The organism is Caldicellulosiruptor hydrothermalis 108 (genome assembly GCF_000166355.1).
In the GTDB taxonomy this organism is placed as follows: Bacteria; Bacillota; Thermoanaerobacteria; order Caldicellulosiruptorales; family Caldicellulosiruptoraceae; genus Caldicellulosiruptor; species Caldicellulosiruptor hydrothermalis.
In genome coordinates, this window is record NC_014652.1 from 731339 (window position 1) to 747912 (window position 16574).

Annotated in this window: 14 protein-coding genes; 11 read left to right on the forward strand and 3 right to left on the reverse strand. The window is 36.7% G+C overall.

Translation table 11 applies throughout. The features are described 5' to 3' along the window. Positions 1-19 precede the first annotated feature (19 nt). The 3 genes from CALHY_RS03445 to CALHY_RS03455 all read left to right on the forward strand — a co-directional run bounded on the left by CALHY_RS03445 (position 20) and on the right by CALHY_RS03455 (position 4429). The gene (locus CALHY_RS03445) at positions 20-1834 is read left to right on the forward strand and encodes an L-fucose isomerase (RefSeq protein WP_013402617.1); all 1815 of its coding nucleotides are present in this window, start codon (positions 20-22) and stop codon (positions 1832-1834) included. A gap of 63 nt (positions 1835-1897) precedes the next feature. Beyond that, positions 1898-3403 (forward strand): sugar ABC transporter ATP-binding protein, encoded by a 1506-nt coding sequence (locus CALHY_RS03450; protein ID WP_013402618.1) that lies wholly within the window; start codon positions 1898-1900, stop codon positions 3401-3403. A 39-nt stretch (positions 3404-3442) separates the two neighbouring features. Further along, a complete protein-coding gene (locus tag CALHY_RS03455; protein ID WP_013402619.1) occupies positions 3443-4429 on the forward strand; it encodes an ABC transporter permease in 987 nt (328 codons plus the stop codon). Between the two features lie 309 nt (positions 4430-4738). Here CALHY_RS03455 and CALHY_RS03460 read toward each other — a convergent pair whose 3' ends face one another. Then, positions 4739-6169 carry an ISNCY-like element ISCahy1 family transposase gene (locus tag CALHY_RS03460; RefSeq protein WP_013402620.1) on the reverse strand — a complete coding sequence of 477 codons (1431 nt, stop codon included), beginning with the start codon at positions 6167-6169 and terminating at the stop codon, positions 4739-4741. Positions 6170-6335: 166 nt separating this feature from the next. Between CALHY_RS03460 and CALHY_RS03465 the strand changes: the two genes are divergently transcribed. The 3 genes from CALHY_RS03465 to CALHY_RS03475 all read left to right on the forward strand — a co-directional run bounded on the left by CALHY_RS03465 (position 6336) and on the right by CALHY_RS03475 (position 9857). After that, entirely contained in the window at positions 6336-7325 is a 990-nt protein-coding gene (locus tag CALHY_RS03465; protein WP_013402621.1) for an ABC transporter substrate-binding protein, read from the forward strand. 96 nt (positions 7326-7421) lie between these two features. After that, the gene (locus CALHY_RS03470) at positions 7422-8372 is read left to right on the forward strand and encodes a carbohydrate kinase family protein (RefSeq protein ID WP_013402622.1); all 951 of its coding nucleotides are present in this window, start codon (positions 7422-7424) and stop codon (positions 8370-8372) included. Between the two features lie 24 nt (positions 8373-8396). Then, positions 8397-9857 (forward strand): alpha-L-fucosidase, encoded by a 1461-nt coding sequence (locus CALHY_RS03475; RefSeq protein ID WP_013402623.1) that lies wholly within the window; start codon positions 8397-8399, stop codon positions 9855-9857. A gap of 64 nt (positions 9858-9921) precedes the next feature. Here the strand turns inward: CALHY_RS03475 and CALHY_RS03480 are convergent, their stop codons facing one another. Next, positions 9922-11055, reverse strand: a complete 1134-nt coding sequence (locus tag CALHY_RS03480) for a glycerate kinase (protein WP_013402624.1) — start codon at positions 11053-11055, stop codon at positions 9922-9924. 222 nt (positions 11056-11277) lie between these two features. On the opposite strand from CALHY_RS03480, the gene rplM reads away from it, so the two are divergent. From rplM to CALHY_RS03500, 4 genes are all read left to right on the forward strand, one after another. Beyond that, a complete protein-coding gene (gene rplM, locus CALHY_RS03485; protein ID WP_013291114.1) occupies positions 11278-11706 on the forward strand; it encodes a 50S ribosomal protein L13 in 429 nt (142 codons plus the stop codon). 23 nt (positions 11707-11729) lie between these two features. After that, the gene (gene rpsI, locus CALHY_RS03490; protein ID WP_013402625.1) at positions 11730-12122 is read left to right on the forward strand and encodes a 30S ribosomal protein S9; all 393 of its coding nucleotides are present in this window, start codon (positions 11730-11732) and stop codon (positions 12120-12122) included. Positions 12123-12323: 201 nt separating this feature from the next. Further along, positions 12324-13544, forward strand: coding sequence for an ammonium transporter (locus tag CALHY_RS03495; protein WP_013402626.1), 1221 nt, complete (start codon positions 12324-12326; stop codon positions 13542-13544). Between the two features lie 18 nt (positions 13545-13562). After that, positions 13563-13898 carry a P-II family nitrogen regulator gene (locus CALHY_RS03500; protein ID WP_013402627.1) on the forward strand — a complete coding sequence of 112 codons (336 nt, stop codon included), beginning with the start codon at positions 13563-13565 and terminating at the stop codon, positions 13896-13898. Positions 13899-13975: 77 nt separating this feature from the next. Here CALHY_RS03500 and CALHY_RS03505 read toward each other — a convergent pair whose 3' ends face one another. Next, positions 13976-15103 carry a glycosyltransferase gene (locus CALHY_RS03505; protein WP_013402628.1) on the reverse strand — a complete coding sequence of 376 codons (1128 nt, stop codon included), beginning with the start codon at positions 15101-15103 and terminating at the stop codon, positions 13976-13978. Between the two features lie 129 nt (positions 15104-15232). Between CALHY_RS03505 and radA the strand changes: the two genes are divergently transcribed. Beyond that, the gene (radA, locus tag CALHY_RS03510) at positions 15233-16573 is read left to right on the forward strand and encodes a DNA repair protein RadA (protein WP_013402629.1); all 1341 of its coding nucleotides are present in this window, start codon (positions 15233-15235) and stop codon (positions 16571-16573) included. Position 16574: the final 1 nt, after the last annotated feature.

Here is a 16574-nt window from a genome sequence, read left to right on the forward strand (position 1 = left end):
GAAAGGAGTAATGCTGAAAATGTCAAATGAAAGATTAAATGTTTTTATAGGTGAAAAAAGATTTGTTGAAGATTACCCCAAGGTAGGTATAAGACCAACTATAGATGGAAGATATGGTGGAGTAAGAGAATCCTTAGAAGAGCAGACATGGAGATTAGCAAAATCAGTGGCAGAGTTTATAGAAAAGAACGTTTATTTACCAAATGGTGAGAAGGTAAAGTGTGTACTTCCACCTCGATGTATTGGTGGTGTTGTTGAGGCAAGAATGGCAGATGAACTTTTTAAGAAAGAAGGAGTAGGGGTTTCCATAACAGTCACACCTTGTTGGTGTTATGGATCTGAAACAATGGACATGACATTGGATATTCCAAAAGCTGTATGGGGATTTAATGGCACAGAAAGACCGGGTGCTGTGTATCTTGCAGCTGTATCTGCTGCTCACAACCAAAAAGGACTTCCTGTCTTTAAAATCTATGGCAAGGATGTTCAAGACAGAGACGACTTTTCAATTCCTAAGGATGTCCAAGAAAAGATTTTAAAGTTTGTAAAAAGTGCTTTAGCAGTTTCTATAATGAAAAATAAGTCTTATCTTTCAATTGGGAGCGTATCGATGGGAATTGCAGGTTCTATTGTTGACCCTGACTTTTTTGAGGATTATCTTGGGATGAGAGTTGAGTATGTTGACATGTCCGAAATAATAAGGCGGATAGAAGAAAAGATATACGACCAAGAAGAATTTGAAAGGGCAATGCAGTGGATAAAAAATAATTGTAGGGAAGGAGAAGACCCTAATCCACCGGAGAAAAGAGTTGACAGAAAAAAGAAGGATGAAGTATGGGAATTTGTAGTTAAGATGGGTATAATAACAAGAGATTTGATGGTTGGAAATAAAAAACTTGAAGCATTAGGATACCCAGAAGAAAGCCTTGGTCACAATGCAATTTTGGCAGGATTTCAAGGGCAGCGTCAATGGACAGACCACTTCCCAAACGGTGACTTTATGGAAACAATTCTAAACTCCTCATTTGACTGGAATGGACTTAGACAGCCTTACATACTTGCAACTGAAAATGACAGCTTAAACGGTGTATGTATGTTATTTGGACATTTACTTACAAATACAGCTCAGATTTTTGCAGATGTTCGAACATATTGGAGCAGTAGCGCTATTTATAGAGTTACAGGTTGGAAGCCAGAAGGACTCCTTGAGGATGGTGTTATCCATCTAATCAACTCTGGTTCTGCAGCACTGGATGGAACAGGTCAGCAAGAGATTGACGGCAAGCCTGCGATAAAACCTTTCTGGGAGATTACCGAGCAAGAAGTTAAAAAGTGCTTAGACGCAACAAGATTTTGTTATGCTAATTTGGGATATTTTAGAGGTGGTGGATTTTCAACAAAGTTTGTAACAAGAGGCGGCATGCCTGTTACAATCTCAAGATTAAATATTGTTAAAGGTTTAGGGCCAGTCCTTCAAATTGCAGAAGGCTGGACAGTAGAACTTCCTGCAAATGTTCATGAAATACTTGACAGAAGAACAGACCCGACATGGCCGACCACATGGTTTGTACCAAAACTAACTGGCAAGGGAGTATTTAAGAGCGTATATTCTGTGATGGAAAACTGGGGAGCAAATCACTGTGCAATAACGTATGGGCATGTGGGTGATTTGTTTATCACATTGGCATCAATGTTAAGAATTCCAGTTTGTATGCATAATGTTGAAGAGGAGAGAATATTCAGACCAAGTGCATGGAGTGCATTTGGCACAGAAGATTTGGAAGGAGCAGATTTTAGAGCATGCAAAAATTTTGGCCCACTTTATAAGAAGTGAGAAGACCCAGAGATATAACTTGGATAACATAATATGTTATTGAAAGCAGGAGTTGAGAAGTATATGAGTCAGTTACTTCTTTTGATGGAAGGAATAGAGAAAAGTTTTCCTGGGGTTCAGGCATTAAAAAATGCGAGATTTGAACTAATGCCAGGTGAAATACATGCATTGGTAGGTGAAAATGGAGCGGGGAAATCAACATTGATGAAAATTTTAACAGGAGTTTATCAGAAAGATGCGGGAAGGATTGTATATAAAGGTAGAGAGGTAGAAATTCCAAATCCAAAAATAGCACAAGAGATGGGAATAAGCATTGTTCATCAAGAGTTAAATCTAATGCCACATCTTACAGTTGCTCAGAATATTTTTATAGGGAGAGAACCTCGTAGAAAAAGTTTTTCTCTTTTTTTGGACGAGGAAGAAATGAATAAAAAAACGAAAGAACTGTTAGACATGTTGCATTTAAAAGTAGATCCAAAAACGAAAGTAGCGAATTTAACTGTTGCAAAGCAACAAATGGTTGAAATTGCAAAGGCATTATCTTTTAATTCTGAAGTGTTGATAATGGATGAACCTACTGCGGCTTTAAGTGAGGGAGAGGTCGAAGAGCTTTTCAATATTTTAAGAAAACTAAAAGCGAATGGAATGGGGATTATTTATATATCACATCGCTTAGAAGAATTAAAACAAATTGCTGATAGAGTAACTGTTATGAGAGATGGCCAGTATATAGGAACTGCTAAAATTGATGAAATCACAATAGATGAAATTATAAGTATGATGGTAGGAAGAGAAATTTACGAAACTTTGAGAGAAAAAGAAGTAAAAGAGAATAGTGAAATTGTTTTAGAGGTAAGTAATTTAAAAAGAGGTAATGAAATAAAAGATGTAAGTTTCAAGTTGAGAAAAGGTGAGATATTAGGTTTTGCGGGATTGGTTGGAGCAGGTCGCACTGAAGTAGCAAGAGCTGTATTTGGGGCTGATCCAGTTGAATCAGGTGAGATTTATGTAAGAGGTAAAAAGGTTCATATAAAAAGTCCGTCTGACGCTATAAAACATGGGATAGCTTATCTGTCGGAGGATAGAAAAAGATATGGGTTAATGTTGGGATTAGACGTAGAAAGTAACATGGTTTTACCTTCTATGAAAGAATTTTTAAACCCCTTAGGTTTTGTGAAAAAGAAAAGAGCTGAAAGGATTTGTAATGAATATGTAAAAAAATTAAGAATTAAGACTCCTTCATTAAATCAAAAAGTCAGAAATTTGTCTGGCGGGAATCAGCAAAAAGTTATTATTGCAAAATGGCTTATGAAAAATTGCGATATTTTGATATTTGATGAACCAACGCGGGGAATTGATGTAGGGGCTAAAAATGAAATATATAAATTGTTGAATGAACTTGTAAATGAAGGAAAATCAATAATTATGATTTCTTCTGAGTTGCCAGAGATTTTACGTATGAGTCACAGAATTATAGTTATGTGTGAAGGAAGAATAACAGCGGAGCTGAGTGGGAAAGAAGCAACAGAGGAATTAATAATGAAATATGCTACGATGTATGAAAACTAATTCTAAATCTTATATAATTTTAAAGTTGGAGGTATAAGAATGGAAACTACTCAAAAATTTCGTGGTTTTAGGAAAGAGGCCTTACGGCAACTTCTTATGTTTGGAAGTTTATTTTTGTTATTTGTATTTTTCTCACTGGCATCTCCCAATTTTTGCACATTTGAAAATATTATATCAATAATTCTTGCAACATGTGTAAATGGAATGTTAGCATTGGGTGTTACTTTTGTAATTATAACAAGTGGAATAGACCTTTCTATTGGAACAGTTATGACACTATCAGCTGTAATGAGTGGAGTTTTCATTACATATTGGCATCTTCCAGTATGGTTAGGAGTATTAGGAGGAATTGGTACAGGAATGCTATGTGGCTTTGTAAATGGAATTGTCATTTCAAAAATGAAACTTCCTCCTTTCATTGCAACACTTGGTATGATGATGATTGCAAAAGGTTTAGCACTTGTTATCTCAGGTGCAACTCCAATTTATTATACTGATGCTCCAAGTTTTTCAGATATTGCTATGGGTTCAATAATTGGAAAGATAATTCCTGGTGCTGATATTCCAAACGCAATTTTAATTTTTATTCTTTTTGCAATAATTGCAAATATTATCCTTACAAAAACCGCAATTGGTAGATATGATTTTGCCATTGGTAGTAATGAAGAAGCCGCAAGACTTTCAGGTTTAAATGTGGACAGGTGGAAAATAATAATTTACATGTTATGTGGATTTTTTGTAGGAATTGGTGGGATATTGATGGCTTCACGATTGAATTCAGCTCAGCCTGCTTTAGGACAAGGTTATGAATTAGACGCAATAGCAGCTGTTGTTATTGGCGGTACCTCTTTGAGTGGTGGAGAAGGATCAATAATTGGAACTGTTATAGGTGCACTTATTATGAGTACACTTACAAATGGTTTGAGAATTCTTTCTGTTCCACAAGAGTGGCAAATTGTTATAAGTGGAATTATTGTAATAGGAGCTGTATATTTAGACATTATTAGAAGAAGACGGACTAAATAGGATTTTATTTACCCTATTTAAGGGTAAATAAAATAAAAAAACAATAGGCGTTTGCAAAATAGGTGGTGATTGAAGGTAAAAGGCACCAATACTAACATGAAATACAATCAAGATACAAAAAGAAAAGAGAAGTGAAAACCAAATATTATCAATACCAACAAAAATAATCAGCAACAAACATATGACAAAAATTAACAACTTCAAAAAAGACAATAATATCCTAAGCCTTCTTAACTCCTTGTTTTAGAAGGTTAAGTAAAAACAAAACCAGAAATTTTTTGTAAGAAATAGATTTAAAAAATAGTAGTATTAAGCGATAAGTTTTTTGAGCTTGTTAAGTTTTTTGATAGTCAATTTAGAGCAATAGAGTTTGATATTGTGAGCGAGAATAAACAAGAGCGAGAAAGTAATGGCAGATAGCAAGAAATCAGAGAAAATAGAAATATGGTCATAAGTAGAGATAGTATCAGAGCCCATGTAGGATTTCAGGTGGTAAATAGTCTGCTCTACAGCGACACGTTTTTTGTAGAGGTCAAAAAACTCTTGTGAATTTCTGTTGATACCTGGGAAAGAGCGAAAGTTATCTGGGTATGTATAGAACATTCTACCCGATTTAGAGGTAGTACAAGGCTGAGGGCAAGAGCAGATGCGTTTGCCATCTTTGTATTGTGACATAGGGCAAGTCCATTTAAGGCGCAAAGAGCGATTTTTACCCTGACATTTGCCTTCGGGTTTAAAAGGTTTGTTGAACTTTTTGCAGATAGGGATACCATCTTCAGAAATAACGATATTGGGGTCTGATGTAGGTGTAGTATTTTTAGAAGCTCTTGTATTTAGTGGAATAACGATTTTGGAGAAGTTAAAGGTATTTTTTAAAGTGGAGTATATGTTGTGGGAATCCAAAGCACTGTCGGCGATGAAAGTGGAGAAATTTTTGGGGATATAAGAGAATAAAGTTTCGAGCGAAGGAATTAAACCTTTAGAGTCGGAGATAGCTTTTGCTTCTTGTGGGTCAGAGGAAGGGGAATCATAGTTAAACAGAGGTACTAAAGCTAAAGGGATACCGAGAGCGTTGGTAATGACTGCAAATTTTAAAGCCCAGCAGAAATGGCCATTTACAAACATAAGACGGATGTTAGAATTAGCGTTAGCAGTTTTAGGCAAAGAAGAATAAACGAGAGAGTAGACTTTTTCAGAGGGAAGTTCAGGGTTAGCTTTTGAGGTATTTTTCAGCAGTAGATGAATGAATTTAGGATTGTTTTCACGAACCTTTGGGACAATACCTGTTGTGTCGAAGATTAAGATTGAAGAATCTTGAGGGCATTGTTGGATGGAAATATTATGTGCATGGATAGAGATATTTTGAAAAAGTTTATGGATTTCACTTGCAAATATTTTTCTAAAGCGAGAGAGAGTAGAGATAGAAGGGACATTGCCATGAAGATTACAAAATGAGCGAAGTTCGAATGAGTTGAGTAAGACAGCACGAAGCTGAGTTAAAGTATTGAGTTTGAGCAATTTTTGGACGAGGAAGCAACAAAGCATAGATTCTAAAGAGAAGTATCTATGCTTACCGAAATATTTGTAGTAGGCATTGTAGAAAGAAGAAGGTATATAATGTGACAAGTCAATGAATTTATTGAACAAGCCCAAGAGGCTTTCAGGCTTGTAGAGAGCCAAAGCCTTTAGGTGGGAGAATAGGTCTATGAAAGAAAGTTGTTTAGGTTTGGTGTTGAACATTTTGGAACCCTCCTCATAGTAGAAAATTTGTTTTATATAATCATATTTTACTACAATTATGAGGAGGGTGACCAGTCTTTTTTGATTCTATGTAAAGCTTGATAACGCTCATCTTGAGCGTTTTTGCAAAAGGCTAATAAAAAAACAAAAAAAGGAGGTTTTTTCTATGAAAAGGTGGTTTAGAATTATTTCATTAATTGTAAGTGTGGTGTTCTTAGTTTCATTAACTTTTATTTATGCTACAAAAAGTACTTTGGCTAAAACTGCAAAAAAGACTACAGGTAAGAAACTTTACATTGCAATGATTTCAAAAGGATTTCAACATCAATTTTGGCAAGCTGTTAAAAGAGGAGCAGAAAAAGCTGCAAAAGATTATAATGTAACAATTACTTTTGAAGGACCTGAGTCGGAATCAATGGTTGACAAGCAGATAGAAATGCTTCAAGCGGCGTTGGCTAAAAAACCAAATGCTCTGTGTATTGCAGCGTTAGATAGCAAAGCTGTAATTCCATATTTAAAGAAAGCAAAATCAATGGGTATTCCAGTTATTGGATTTGACTCAGGCGTTGACAGTGATATTCCGGTTACAACTGTTGCTACTGACAATGTTAAAGCTGCAGCATTTGCTGCCGATAAAATGGCTCAATTGATAGGGTATAAAGGGGAAATAGCACTTGTAGTTCATGACCAAACAAGTAGAACAGGAATTGACAGACGAGATGGATTTGTTAACAGAATAAAAGAAAAATATCCCAAGATAAAGATTGTAGATATTCAATATGGTGGAGGTGACCATCTAAAATCTACAGATCTTGCAAAGGCTATTATTCAAGCTCATCCTAAGCTAAAAGGTATTTTCGGAGCAAATGAAGGTTCAGCAATAGGTGTTTTGAATGCAGTAAAAGAGTTGAAAAAAGTGGGGAAAATAGTGGTTGTAGGATATGATTCAGGTAAACAGCAAATCGATGCAATAAAAGCTGGAATTGAAGCTGGTGCTATTACTCAAAATCCTATTGGAATGGGATACAAGGCTGTTGAGGCTGCTATAAAAGCAATAAAAGGTGAAAAACTACCTAAGAAGATTGATAGCGGATTTTATTGGTATGACAAGAAAAATGTAGATTCACCGCAAATAAAGCCACTGCTCTATCAATAGTGGAAAGTGGGCTCCTCATATCCTTTTATATGAGGGGCCCACTTTGATGGTTGCGGGTTTTAAGCTATTTTCATAGATTTGTTGGGAGGTATTTCCATGAGCATAGTTTGTTTTGGAGAAGCGCTTATTGATTTTTTGAACGTAGAAGGAAATTTGTTTGAAGCCAATATTGGGGGTGGACCTACTAATGTAGCAGGTGCTATTGCAAAGTGGGGTGGAAAAACTTTTCTTATTTCTAAAGTAGGGAACGATATGTTTGGAAGAATGATAAAAAATAAATTAGAAGAAATAGGGGTAGACGTGTCTGGACTAAAGATTACTGATCAATATTTTACTACCCTTGCATTTGTAAAAGTTGACGAAAGAGGAGAAAGATCGTTTAGTTTTTCAAGAAAACATGGTGCAGATGTTTACATAACTCCGGATGAAATTGAAGAGGAAATAATAAAATCTTCAAAGATTCTCCACTTCAGCTCTTTATCTATGACACATAACACTAACAGAAAGACAACATTTCATATTTTGGAAATTGCAAAGAACAATGGATTATTAATTTCCTATGATCCAAATTTTAGAGAGCCGCTATGGGAAAGCAAAAACCTGGCAATAGATACAATCATGCTTCCTATCAAATTAGGTTACGTAGATATATTAAAAGTTTCCTTGGAAGAAGTAAATCTTTATGCTCTCTATCCAGAAGATTTTTACCAGATGATCAAAGATAAAGTAAAACTTCTATTTGTTACAATGGGGGAAAAAGGAACTATTGTGTTTTGCGGTGGCAATAAAGAAAGAGTACCATCTATCGAGGTTACAGCTGTCGATACAACAGGATGTGGAGACTGTTTTATGGCTTTAATCTTGTTCGAAATTTGGAAAATAGGCACGTTAAAAGATATTTCGTTTGGAAAGTTAATAGAAATAACAAGAAAAGCGAATGTTGCAGGAGCTCTTTGTGCAACAAAAAAAGGAGCCTTGCCAGCTGTTCCAGATTATAATGAGATTGAGAGGGTTCTTTCGAAACCTAATACAAATTTTGAAAGGTAAAATCAAAGAAGGAGTAGAAGAGAAATGGAAAAAATCAATTTTAACATCCAAGAAGGTCCTTTTTCACCTACTTGGGAATCATTAAGACAATTCAAATGCCCTCAATGGTTTTTGGATGCAAAGTTTGGAATTTGGGCGCACTGGGGACCTCAGAGTGTTCCAATGTATGGGGATTGGTATGCAAGAAATATCTACAGAGAAGGAGAGCCACAATATTACTATCACTGGCGAAAATATGATCACCCTTCAAAGGTTGGTTACAAAGACATAGTTCAGATGTGGAAAGCCGAAAGGTTTAAGCCGGAGGAACTAATTGATCTGTATATCAAAGCAGGTGCAAGGTATTTTGTTGCTCAGGCTGTTCACCACGATAACTTTGATAACTGGAATTCTCGGTACCATAGGTGGAATGCAGTAAATATGGGCCCGAAGAAAGATATTGTTGGAATGTGGTGCAAAGCCGCAAGGGAAAGAGGACTTCCGTTTGGTGTATCAGAACATCTGGCTGCAAGCTTTTCATGGTTTGCACCAAGTAAAGGGCATGACACAAAAGGATCATATAAAGGTATCCCATATGATGGAAATGATCCGGCCTATGAGGATTTTTATCATCCAAATAGGGACGAGTACGAATTGGAAAAACAGCATGGGAAGATTGTCAATTGGTACTCGCCCAATCCCCAGTGGCATATGAAATGGTTTTTAAGAATCAAAGATTTGATTGACCAATATGAACCAGACTTTTTATATACAGACGGCGGTGTTCCTTTTGGAGAAGTTGGACTCAATATTGTCGCGCATCTTTACAATACAAGTGCAAAGAATCACGGTGGTATAAACCAAGCAGTGCACACTCAAAAAGACACAAACCCAGAAGTCTATAAAATTGGTGTTTTGGACATTGAACGTGGAGCAGCCGAAGATATTCTATCTCATCCATGGCAGACGGATACATGTTTAGGTGGCTGGTTTTATGATGTTAGAGCGGTTTATAAAACCCCGCAACAGGTAATTGAAATGCTTATTGATATTGTCAGCAAAGGTGGAAACCTTCTTTTGAATATTCCGCAAAAACCAGATGGCACGCTGGATGATGAATGTCTTTATATTCTTGATGAGATTGCAAAATGGATGAGAGTAAATGGAGAAGGTATATATGGGACGCGTCCATGGAAAAGATATAGAGAAGGTCCGACAAAAGGGCAAGGTGGAGCTTTTCAGGAGAAAAAACTTGAGTGGACGCCAGAGGATTTTAGATTTACCCAAAAAGATGGAAAAATTTTTGCCTTTCAAATGAAGTATCCAGGGGACCACAAGGCAATCATCAAAAGTTTGGGATTATCAAGTGGTATTTTTGTAAAAAAAGTAAAACTTTTGGGATTTGAAGGTAAGCTTGAATTTGACCAGTTAGAAAACGCTTTGGTCATCAAATTGCCAGAAAAGTGGTATGACACAGGATATCCACATTGTTTTTGCATAGAGTGAAACTTCCTGTTCAGGGCTATTCCGTAAAGAAAGAGGAATAGCCCTGATGATTTTATCTGCTTTTTTAAAACTTTTTTGATCTTAAAATCAAATTCACAATGCTCTTTGTAGTTTCTTTAAGTAGTCGTGGTGCCTCCTTTAGGCATCTGTCGAGTGATGATGCCATATCAACAATAGAGAAAATTGAGGTTATACCTTCTTTTGTGTACTCTTCAAAAGGACAATCAATTGACCCTGAAATAACAATTACCATTTTGCCAAACTTTGCACCAAGTCTTGCAATTCCAATTGTAGATTTTCCAGATAAGCTTTGCCTGTCAAATCTTCCTTCACCGGTGATGATAATATCTGCCGATTTGACGTGTTCTTCAGCGTTCGAAGCGCTTAGTATATAATCTATTCCCGAGACATACTGAGCGTTCAAAAAAGCCAAAAGTGCAAATCCCAAGCCCCCTGCAGCACCAGCTCCACTTGAGGTTGATAGGTCTTTTCCAAGATACTGTTTGGCGACATTTGCAAAATTTTTTAATCCTTCATCAAGAAGCTTTACAGCATTTTCATCTGCCCCTTTTTGAGGTGCAAACACATACGCTGCACCGTTTTCTCCGTACAATGGATTTGTAACATCGCACAGAACTGTAAATTTTACTTTGCGAACATCTTTCAAAAATTCTGAATCATCTATCTTTTTTATTTTAATCAAGTTTTCTCCGATTGGTTTTAACTCTTCTCCATTTTCATTCAAAAATTTCATTCCAAGCGCGCTCAGCATTCCTGTACCTGCATCATTTGTTGCAGAGCCGCCAATGCCAATGATGATTTCTTTAACTCCTTTTGAAATTGCGTATTTGATGAGTTCACCAACACCATATGTTGTTGTGTAAAGAGGATTTCTTTCTTCATCTTTTAAAAGAAGAAGACCTGAACATTCTGCCATTTCAATGATTGCTTTGTCTTCAAAAAATCCTATCCTGCTTTTGATCTTCCTAAAAAGAGGGTCATTTACCTCAACCTGTTCTATTTTGGCACCAAAAATTTTAGATAGAGCTGTCAGGGTTCCTTCTCCACCGTCGGCAAGCGGAAGCTGAAAAACTTCTGCACCTTTGTCAACCTCAACAATAGCTTCTTTTATTATTTCGGATGCGACTAAAGCGTCAAACGATCCCTTATATTTATCCGGTGCAACCAAATATTTCAATAAGATTTCCCCCTTTCTTATCAATCAAGAGCTTACATTTATATTTTACCAAAATTTTTATCAGATGCTTTGTGTTTTTAGAGTAAAAATCCTTGTCCAAGCAATTGACATTGACAATATAATGTATTAGAATATTTTATGTTTTAAAATGAGGCCCCGAGTATGAGTTGATAATATAGATTTTCAGAAAACAAAATTTCAAAAGGAGTGTAGGGAGAAGCGATGAAGACATACCTTGCAAAACCAAACGAGGTTCCAAAGAAGTGGTATGTTATTGATGCAACAGGAAAGCCGCTTGGAAGGCTTGCAGCTAAAATTGCTGTGATTTTGAGAGGCAAGCACAAACCGCAGTTTACTCCAAATGTTGACACTGGCGACTATGTTATTGTAATCAATGCTGAAAAGGTTGTGTTGACTGGCAAAAAGCTTGACAAGGATGGATACAGATATCATACAAAGTATCCAGGTGGACTCAAGTTCATACCATATCGCAGACTTCTTGAAAAGCATCCAGAGAAGGCAATTGAGATTGCGGTGCGCGGAATGCTTCCTAAAAATAGGCTGAGAGATAGGTTCATGAGAAAGCTCAAAGTTTACAGAGGACCAAATCACCCACATGCAGCACAGAAGCCAGAAGTACTGGAAATATAGTTTTGTAAGGGGAGGATATGAAAGTGGCGCAGGTAAAATACTATGCAACTGGTAGAAGAAAAACTTCTGTTGCAAAGGTTTGGGTTTCACCTGGAAGTGGCAAAATTATTGTGAACGATAAGAACATGGAAGAGTATTTTCCTCTTGAGACATTGAGAATTATTGTAAAGCAGCCATTGACACTTACTGAAACGCTCAACAAATATGATGTGATTGCAAAGGTTAAAGGCGGCGGTCTTTCTGGTCAAGCGGGTGCAGTAAGACATGGAATTGCAAGAGCACTTGTGCTTGCTGACCCAACTTTAAGACCAGTTTTGAAAAAGGCAGGATTTCTTACAAGAGATCCACGTATGGTGGAGAGAAAGAAATACGGTCTCAAGAAAGCAAGAAGAGCACCCCAGTTCTCGAAAAGATAAAAGAATTTTTGCAGCTCCTTTTTCCAAGGAGCTTTTATTTTTGCAATTTAGAAGTTTTTCTCTTTCACCTATTGACAATTTACAAAGAAGAGAATATAATAAAATTGTAATTGCCAATGGGGGCATACCAAAAAAGGTATGTCCCCATTTTGCATTTTAGGCGGATATAGACTTTCAAAATAAAATTTGGGGGTGTTTTGGATGAACTATGCTGATATTGTATGGGTTTTAATTTCAACTGCTTTGGTTATGCTGATGACACCAGCAGTAGGTCTTTTTTATGGTGGTATGGTCAGAAGAAAAAACCTTCTTTCCACAATTACCATGTCAGCACTGACTCTGGGACTTATCAGCATTGAATGGGTTTTGATTGGTTACAGCATGGCTTTTGGACCTGACAAGTTTGGACTGATTGGGAGCTTTGAGTGGGCAGGATTAAAAAATGTTGGATATAAGCCTAACCCTGACTATGCAGCAACAATCCCACACCTTTTGTTCATGGCATTTCAGATGATGTTTGCAGCAATTACTCCTGCACTTATTGTAGGTGCTTATGTTGAGAGAATAAAATTTAGCAGTTATATACTTTTTACATTACTATGGTCAATATTTGTCTACAACCCTGTTGCACATTGGGTGTGGGCAAAAGGTGGATGGCTCAAAAACTTGGGAGCACTTGACTTTGCAGGAGGTACTGTTGTCCACATCACTGCAGGTAGTTCAGCTTTGGCACTGTCGCTTGTGCTAAGAAAAAGAAAGGACTTTGGCAAAGTTCAGATGGAGCCAAATAATATTCCTTTAACACTTGTTGGGGCGTTTTTGCTTTGGTTTGGCTGGTTCGGGTTCAACGGCGGTAGCAGCCTTGCTGCAAACGAGATTGGTGTCAACGCATTTGTTGTAACAAATATTGCTGCTGCATCAGCTGCAGTTTCTTGGATGATTATAAGCTGGCTTTACAAAAAACCAAGCGCAATTGGAATTGCAACAGGTGCAGTGGTTGGGCTTGTTGCAATAACACCTGCATCAGGTTATGTAAACTCTCTTTCAGCAATTGTTATTGGTGCAGTTGCATCTATAATATCGTTCTACTGTATTAGACTTAGAGAAAGATTAGAACTTGATGAGACGTTAGATGTTTGGGCTTGCCACGGAATGGGTGGAACTTGGGGGGCGCTTGCAACAGGCATATTTGCAAGCAAGGCTGTAAATCCAGCAGGAAACGATGGGCTCTTGCTTGGAAACTACAAGCTGTTTTTTGTTCAACTTATCTCGGTGTTAGTTGTTTGGGCATTTTCGTTTATTGTGACCATAATAACTTCAAAAGTGATTGACAGAACAGTTGGCTTGGCTGTGACATATGAAGAGGAGACTGTTGGTCTTGACATATCCCAGCATGGCGAAGAGGCTTATGGCGGAATTTAATTTTGGGGGTGTTTTGAGATGAAGAAAATAGAAGCCATCATAAGAGAGGAAAAGCTCAACGACCTCAAAGAGTGCCTTGAAAGAGAGGGCATATACGGAATGACAGTTATGAGAGTTAAAGGAAGAGGTATACAGCGCGGTATTACCTTGCAGTGGAGAGCCGGAAGCTACACTGTAGACCTTCTTCCAAAAGTGCTTGTGATGATTGTTGTGAGTGATGAGAAGTTTGAAAAGGTGATTGACATTATTTTGGAGTGCTGTTCAACAGGAAATCCAGGGGATGGTAAGATTTTTGTATCAGAGGTAAGTGAGGTTATAAGAATTAGCAGCAAGGAAAGAAACGTGAGGCTGTGAAATTCTCAGGTCTTAAAATCAAAAGGGCTACCTTGCTAAGAGGTTTGAAAATAAGACTTTTGAAGCAGGTAGCCCTTTTATTTTTTCGAAAGTATGCTTTTATAAATCTCAAATTGCATCCTTGCCATATTTTCTGCAGAGAACCTTTCTCTTGCTTTTTTAGAAAGAAGTTGTCCAAACTCTTTGATGAGATCTTTATTTTGCAAAAGAATTTCTATCTTTTGAGCAAGCCCTTTATAATCTCCAACGTCAAATAAAAAACCATTTTTCCCATCTTCAATTAGGTCTGGCACAGAACCTACTTTACTTGATATGCAACACTTTTCAAGTGCTGTTGCTTCTAAGATTGAATATGGGAATGTTTCAGAGTATGAACTGATGACATTTATATCTATGCTATTAAAAAAGTCATATGGATTTTTTATACTGCCAAGTAAAAACACCCTGTCGTTCAAATTGTATTCATTTATCATTTGCTTTAAAAACTCCTTTTGAGGACCACTTCCACCAATTAAAAAAATGACATCAGGATATTTTTTAGCTATTATATTTGCAGCTTTTATAAATACATCCAAACCTTTTACCTTGTATAACCTGCTTAAGTTTCCTATAACTATTTTGGAATCAAATACTTTTCTGTCAAGAAACTTTGATAAGAACTCATCCTTTTGCACATAATGTATCTCTTTTGAAAAATCAAAACCATTATACAAAAGAAAAATCCTATCTTCTCTTATCCCAAGCCCTTTTATCTTGTCAATTAGTGCAGAGCCCACAGAGACAAAATAGTCAAATCTTTTTAAAGCAAGTTTGTTCAGATATGAAAACACCACTCTCTTATAAAAAACATCTTGAAAATCTAAATCAAAATCGCTATGTACTGTTGTGATAAATGGCTTGTTTTTGATTTTTCGTTTTAGAAACATTCCAATGAAATTTGCTCTTGCGCCGTGGCAATGAATTATATCATAACCTTCAGCCTCAACAATATGCGCAATCTTGTCAACCACGCTTAAGTCAAATCGAGAAGATTGCTGAATAACATCTATATCAATTCCAGCATTTTTTACCTCTTCATAAAATTGTCCATACATGAAACATATAATTTTAAGACTGACAACATCTTTTAGCTTTGAACACAGGTTTATTATATGTGTCTTTGCTCCCCCTGTATCACCACCGCTTATAAGGTGCAGAACTTTCATTTTAGAAAAACAGACCTCCTCAACTTAAATACCCTATCGATTAGATTATATCATAACTCTTTATAAATGTGTGAAAATATGATAAAAATATATCGTGTGGATTTGAAATGATTTTGAGGAGAATTTAAAATGAAGATGAAAAGTGTTTATGTATGCCAGGAGTGCGGCTTTAAAACCTCAAAATGGCTTGGAAGATGTCCAAACTGTTCAAGCTGGGATACCTTTGTGCTTGAAAGAATAGACCAAAACAAAAAAGAAACTATCTCTATTTCAAAAGAGAACTCAGCAGTATTAAAACTTTCTAATGTCAGCACAAAAGAAGAAAGATTTTTATCTGGCATAGAAGAGCTGGATACTGTCATTGGTGGCGGATTTGTAAAGGGAGAGCTTGTTTTGCTTGGTGGTGAGCCGGGGATTGGAAAGTCAACCCTGCTGTTGCAGGTTGCAAATATATTAAGTGGAAGAATGAAGGTTTTGTATGTATCAGGCGAGGAAGGAGCAAACCAGCTAAAAGTTCGAGCACAAAGGCTCAATATAGATGGAAACTTTGATGTTGTGTGTGAAACCAATTTTGATTTAGTAAAAAATATTATCTTAGAAACAAAACCAGAGTTTGTTATAATTGATTCTATCCAGACAATGTATATGCCAGAAAACCAGTCAGCACCTGGAAGTGTAACCCAGGTCAGAGATGTGACAATGCAGCTTTTGAAAATTGCAAAGACTTATAAAATCACAGCTGTAATTGTGGGGCATGTGACAAAAGATGGTCTTATTGCAGGACCGAGGGTTTTAGAACACATGGTTGACTGTGTTTTGTATTTTGAAGGAGAGAGGTTTAACACCTATAGGGTAATCAGAGCTTACAAAAATAGATTTGGTCCTACAAACCAGCTTGGGATTTTTGAGATGACAGACGGTGGACTTGTTGAAGTAAAAAATCCTTCAAGCATTTTTTTAGAAAGCAGCTACAATGTTGAGGGTGTTGCTATTTATTCTGCAATAGAAGGAACAAGGTCTATTCTTTTAGAGATACAGGCCCTTACCACACCAACATCTTTTGGTACGCCAAGAAGAACAGTAACTGGAATTGATTATAACAGATGCGTGATGCTCTGTGCTGTGCTTGAAAAGAAGATTGGACTTGCGTTAAATAGTCAAGATATATATGTAAATGTCGCAGGTGGGTTTAAGGTTTCAGAGCCGGCAGCAGACCTTGCCATTGTGTGTGCAATAGCTTCAAGTTATAAAGGAATTCCTATTGGAGATACTGTATTAATAGGTGAAGTGGGTTTGACAGGCGAGATTAGAGCTGTGTCGAATATAGAAAAAAGATTGAATGAAGCAAAAAAGCTGGGGTTTAAAAGAGCTATCGTTCCAAAGAGAAATATGGAAAGAATTCAGACTGATAGCATGCTTGAAGTCTTTGGTATGTCAAATATAGAGGAAGTTTTGAATTTCATTTTTTAGA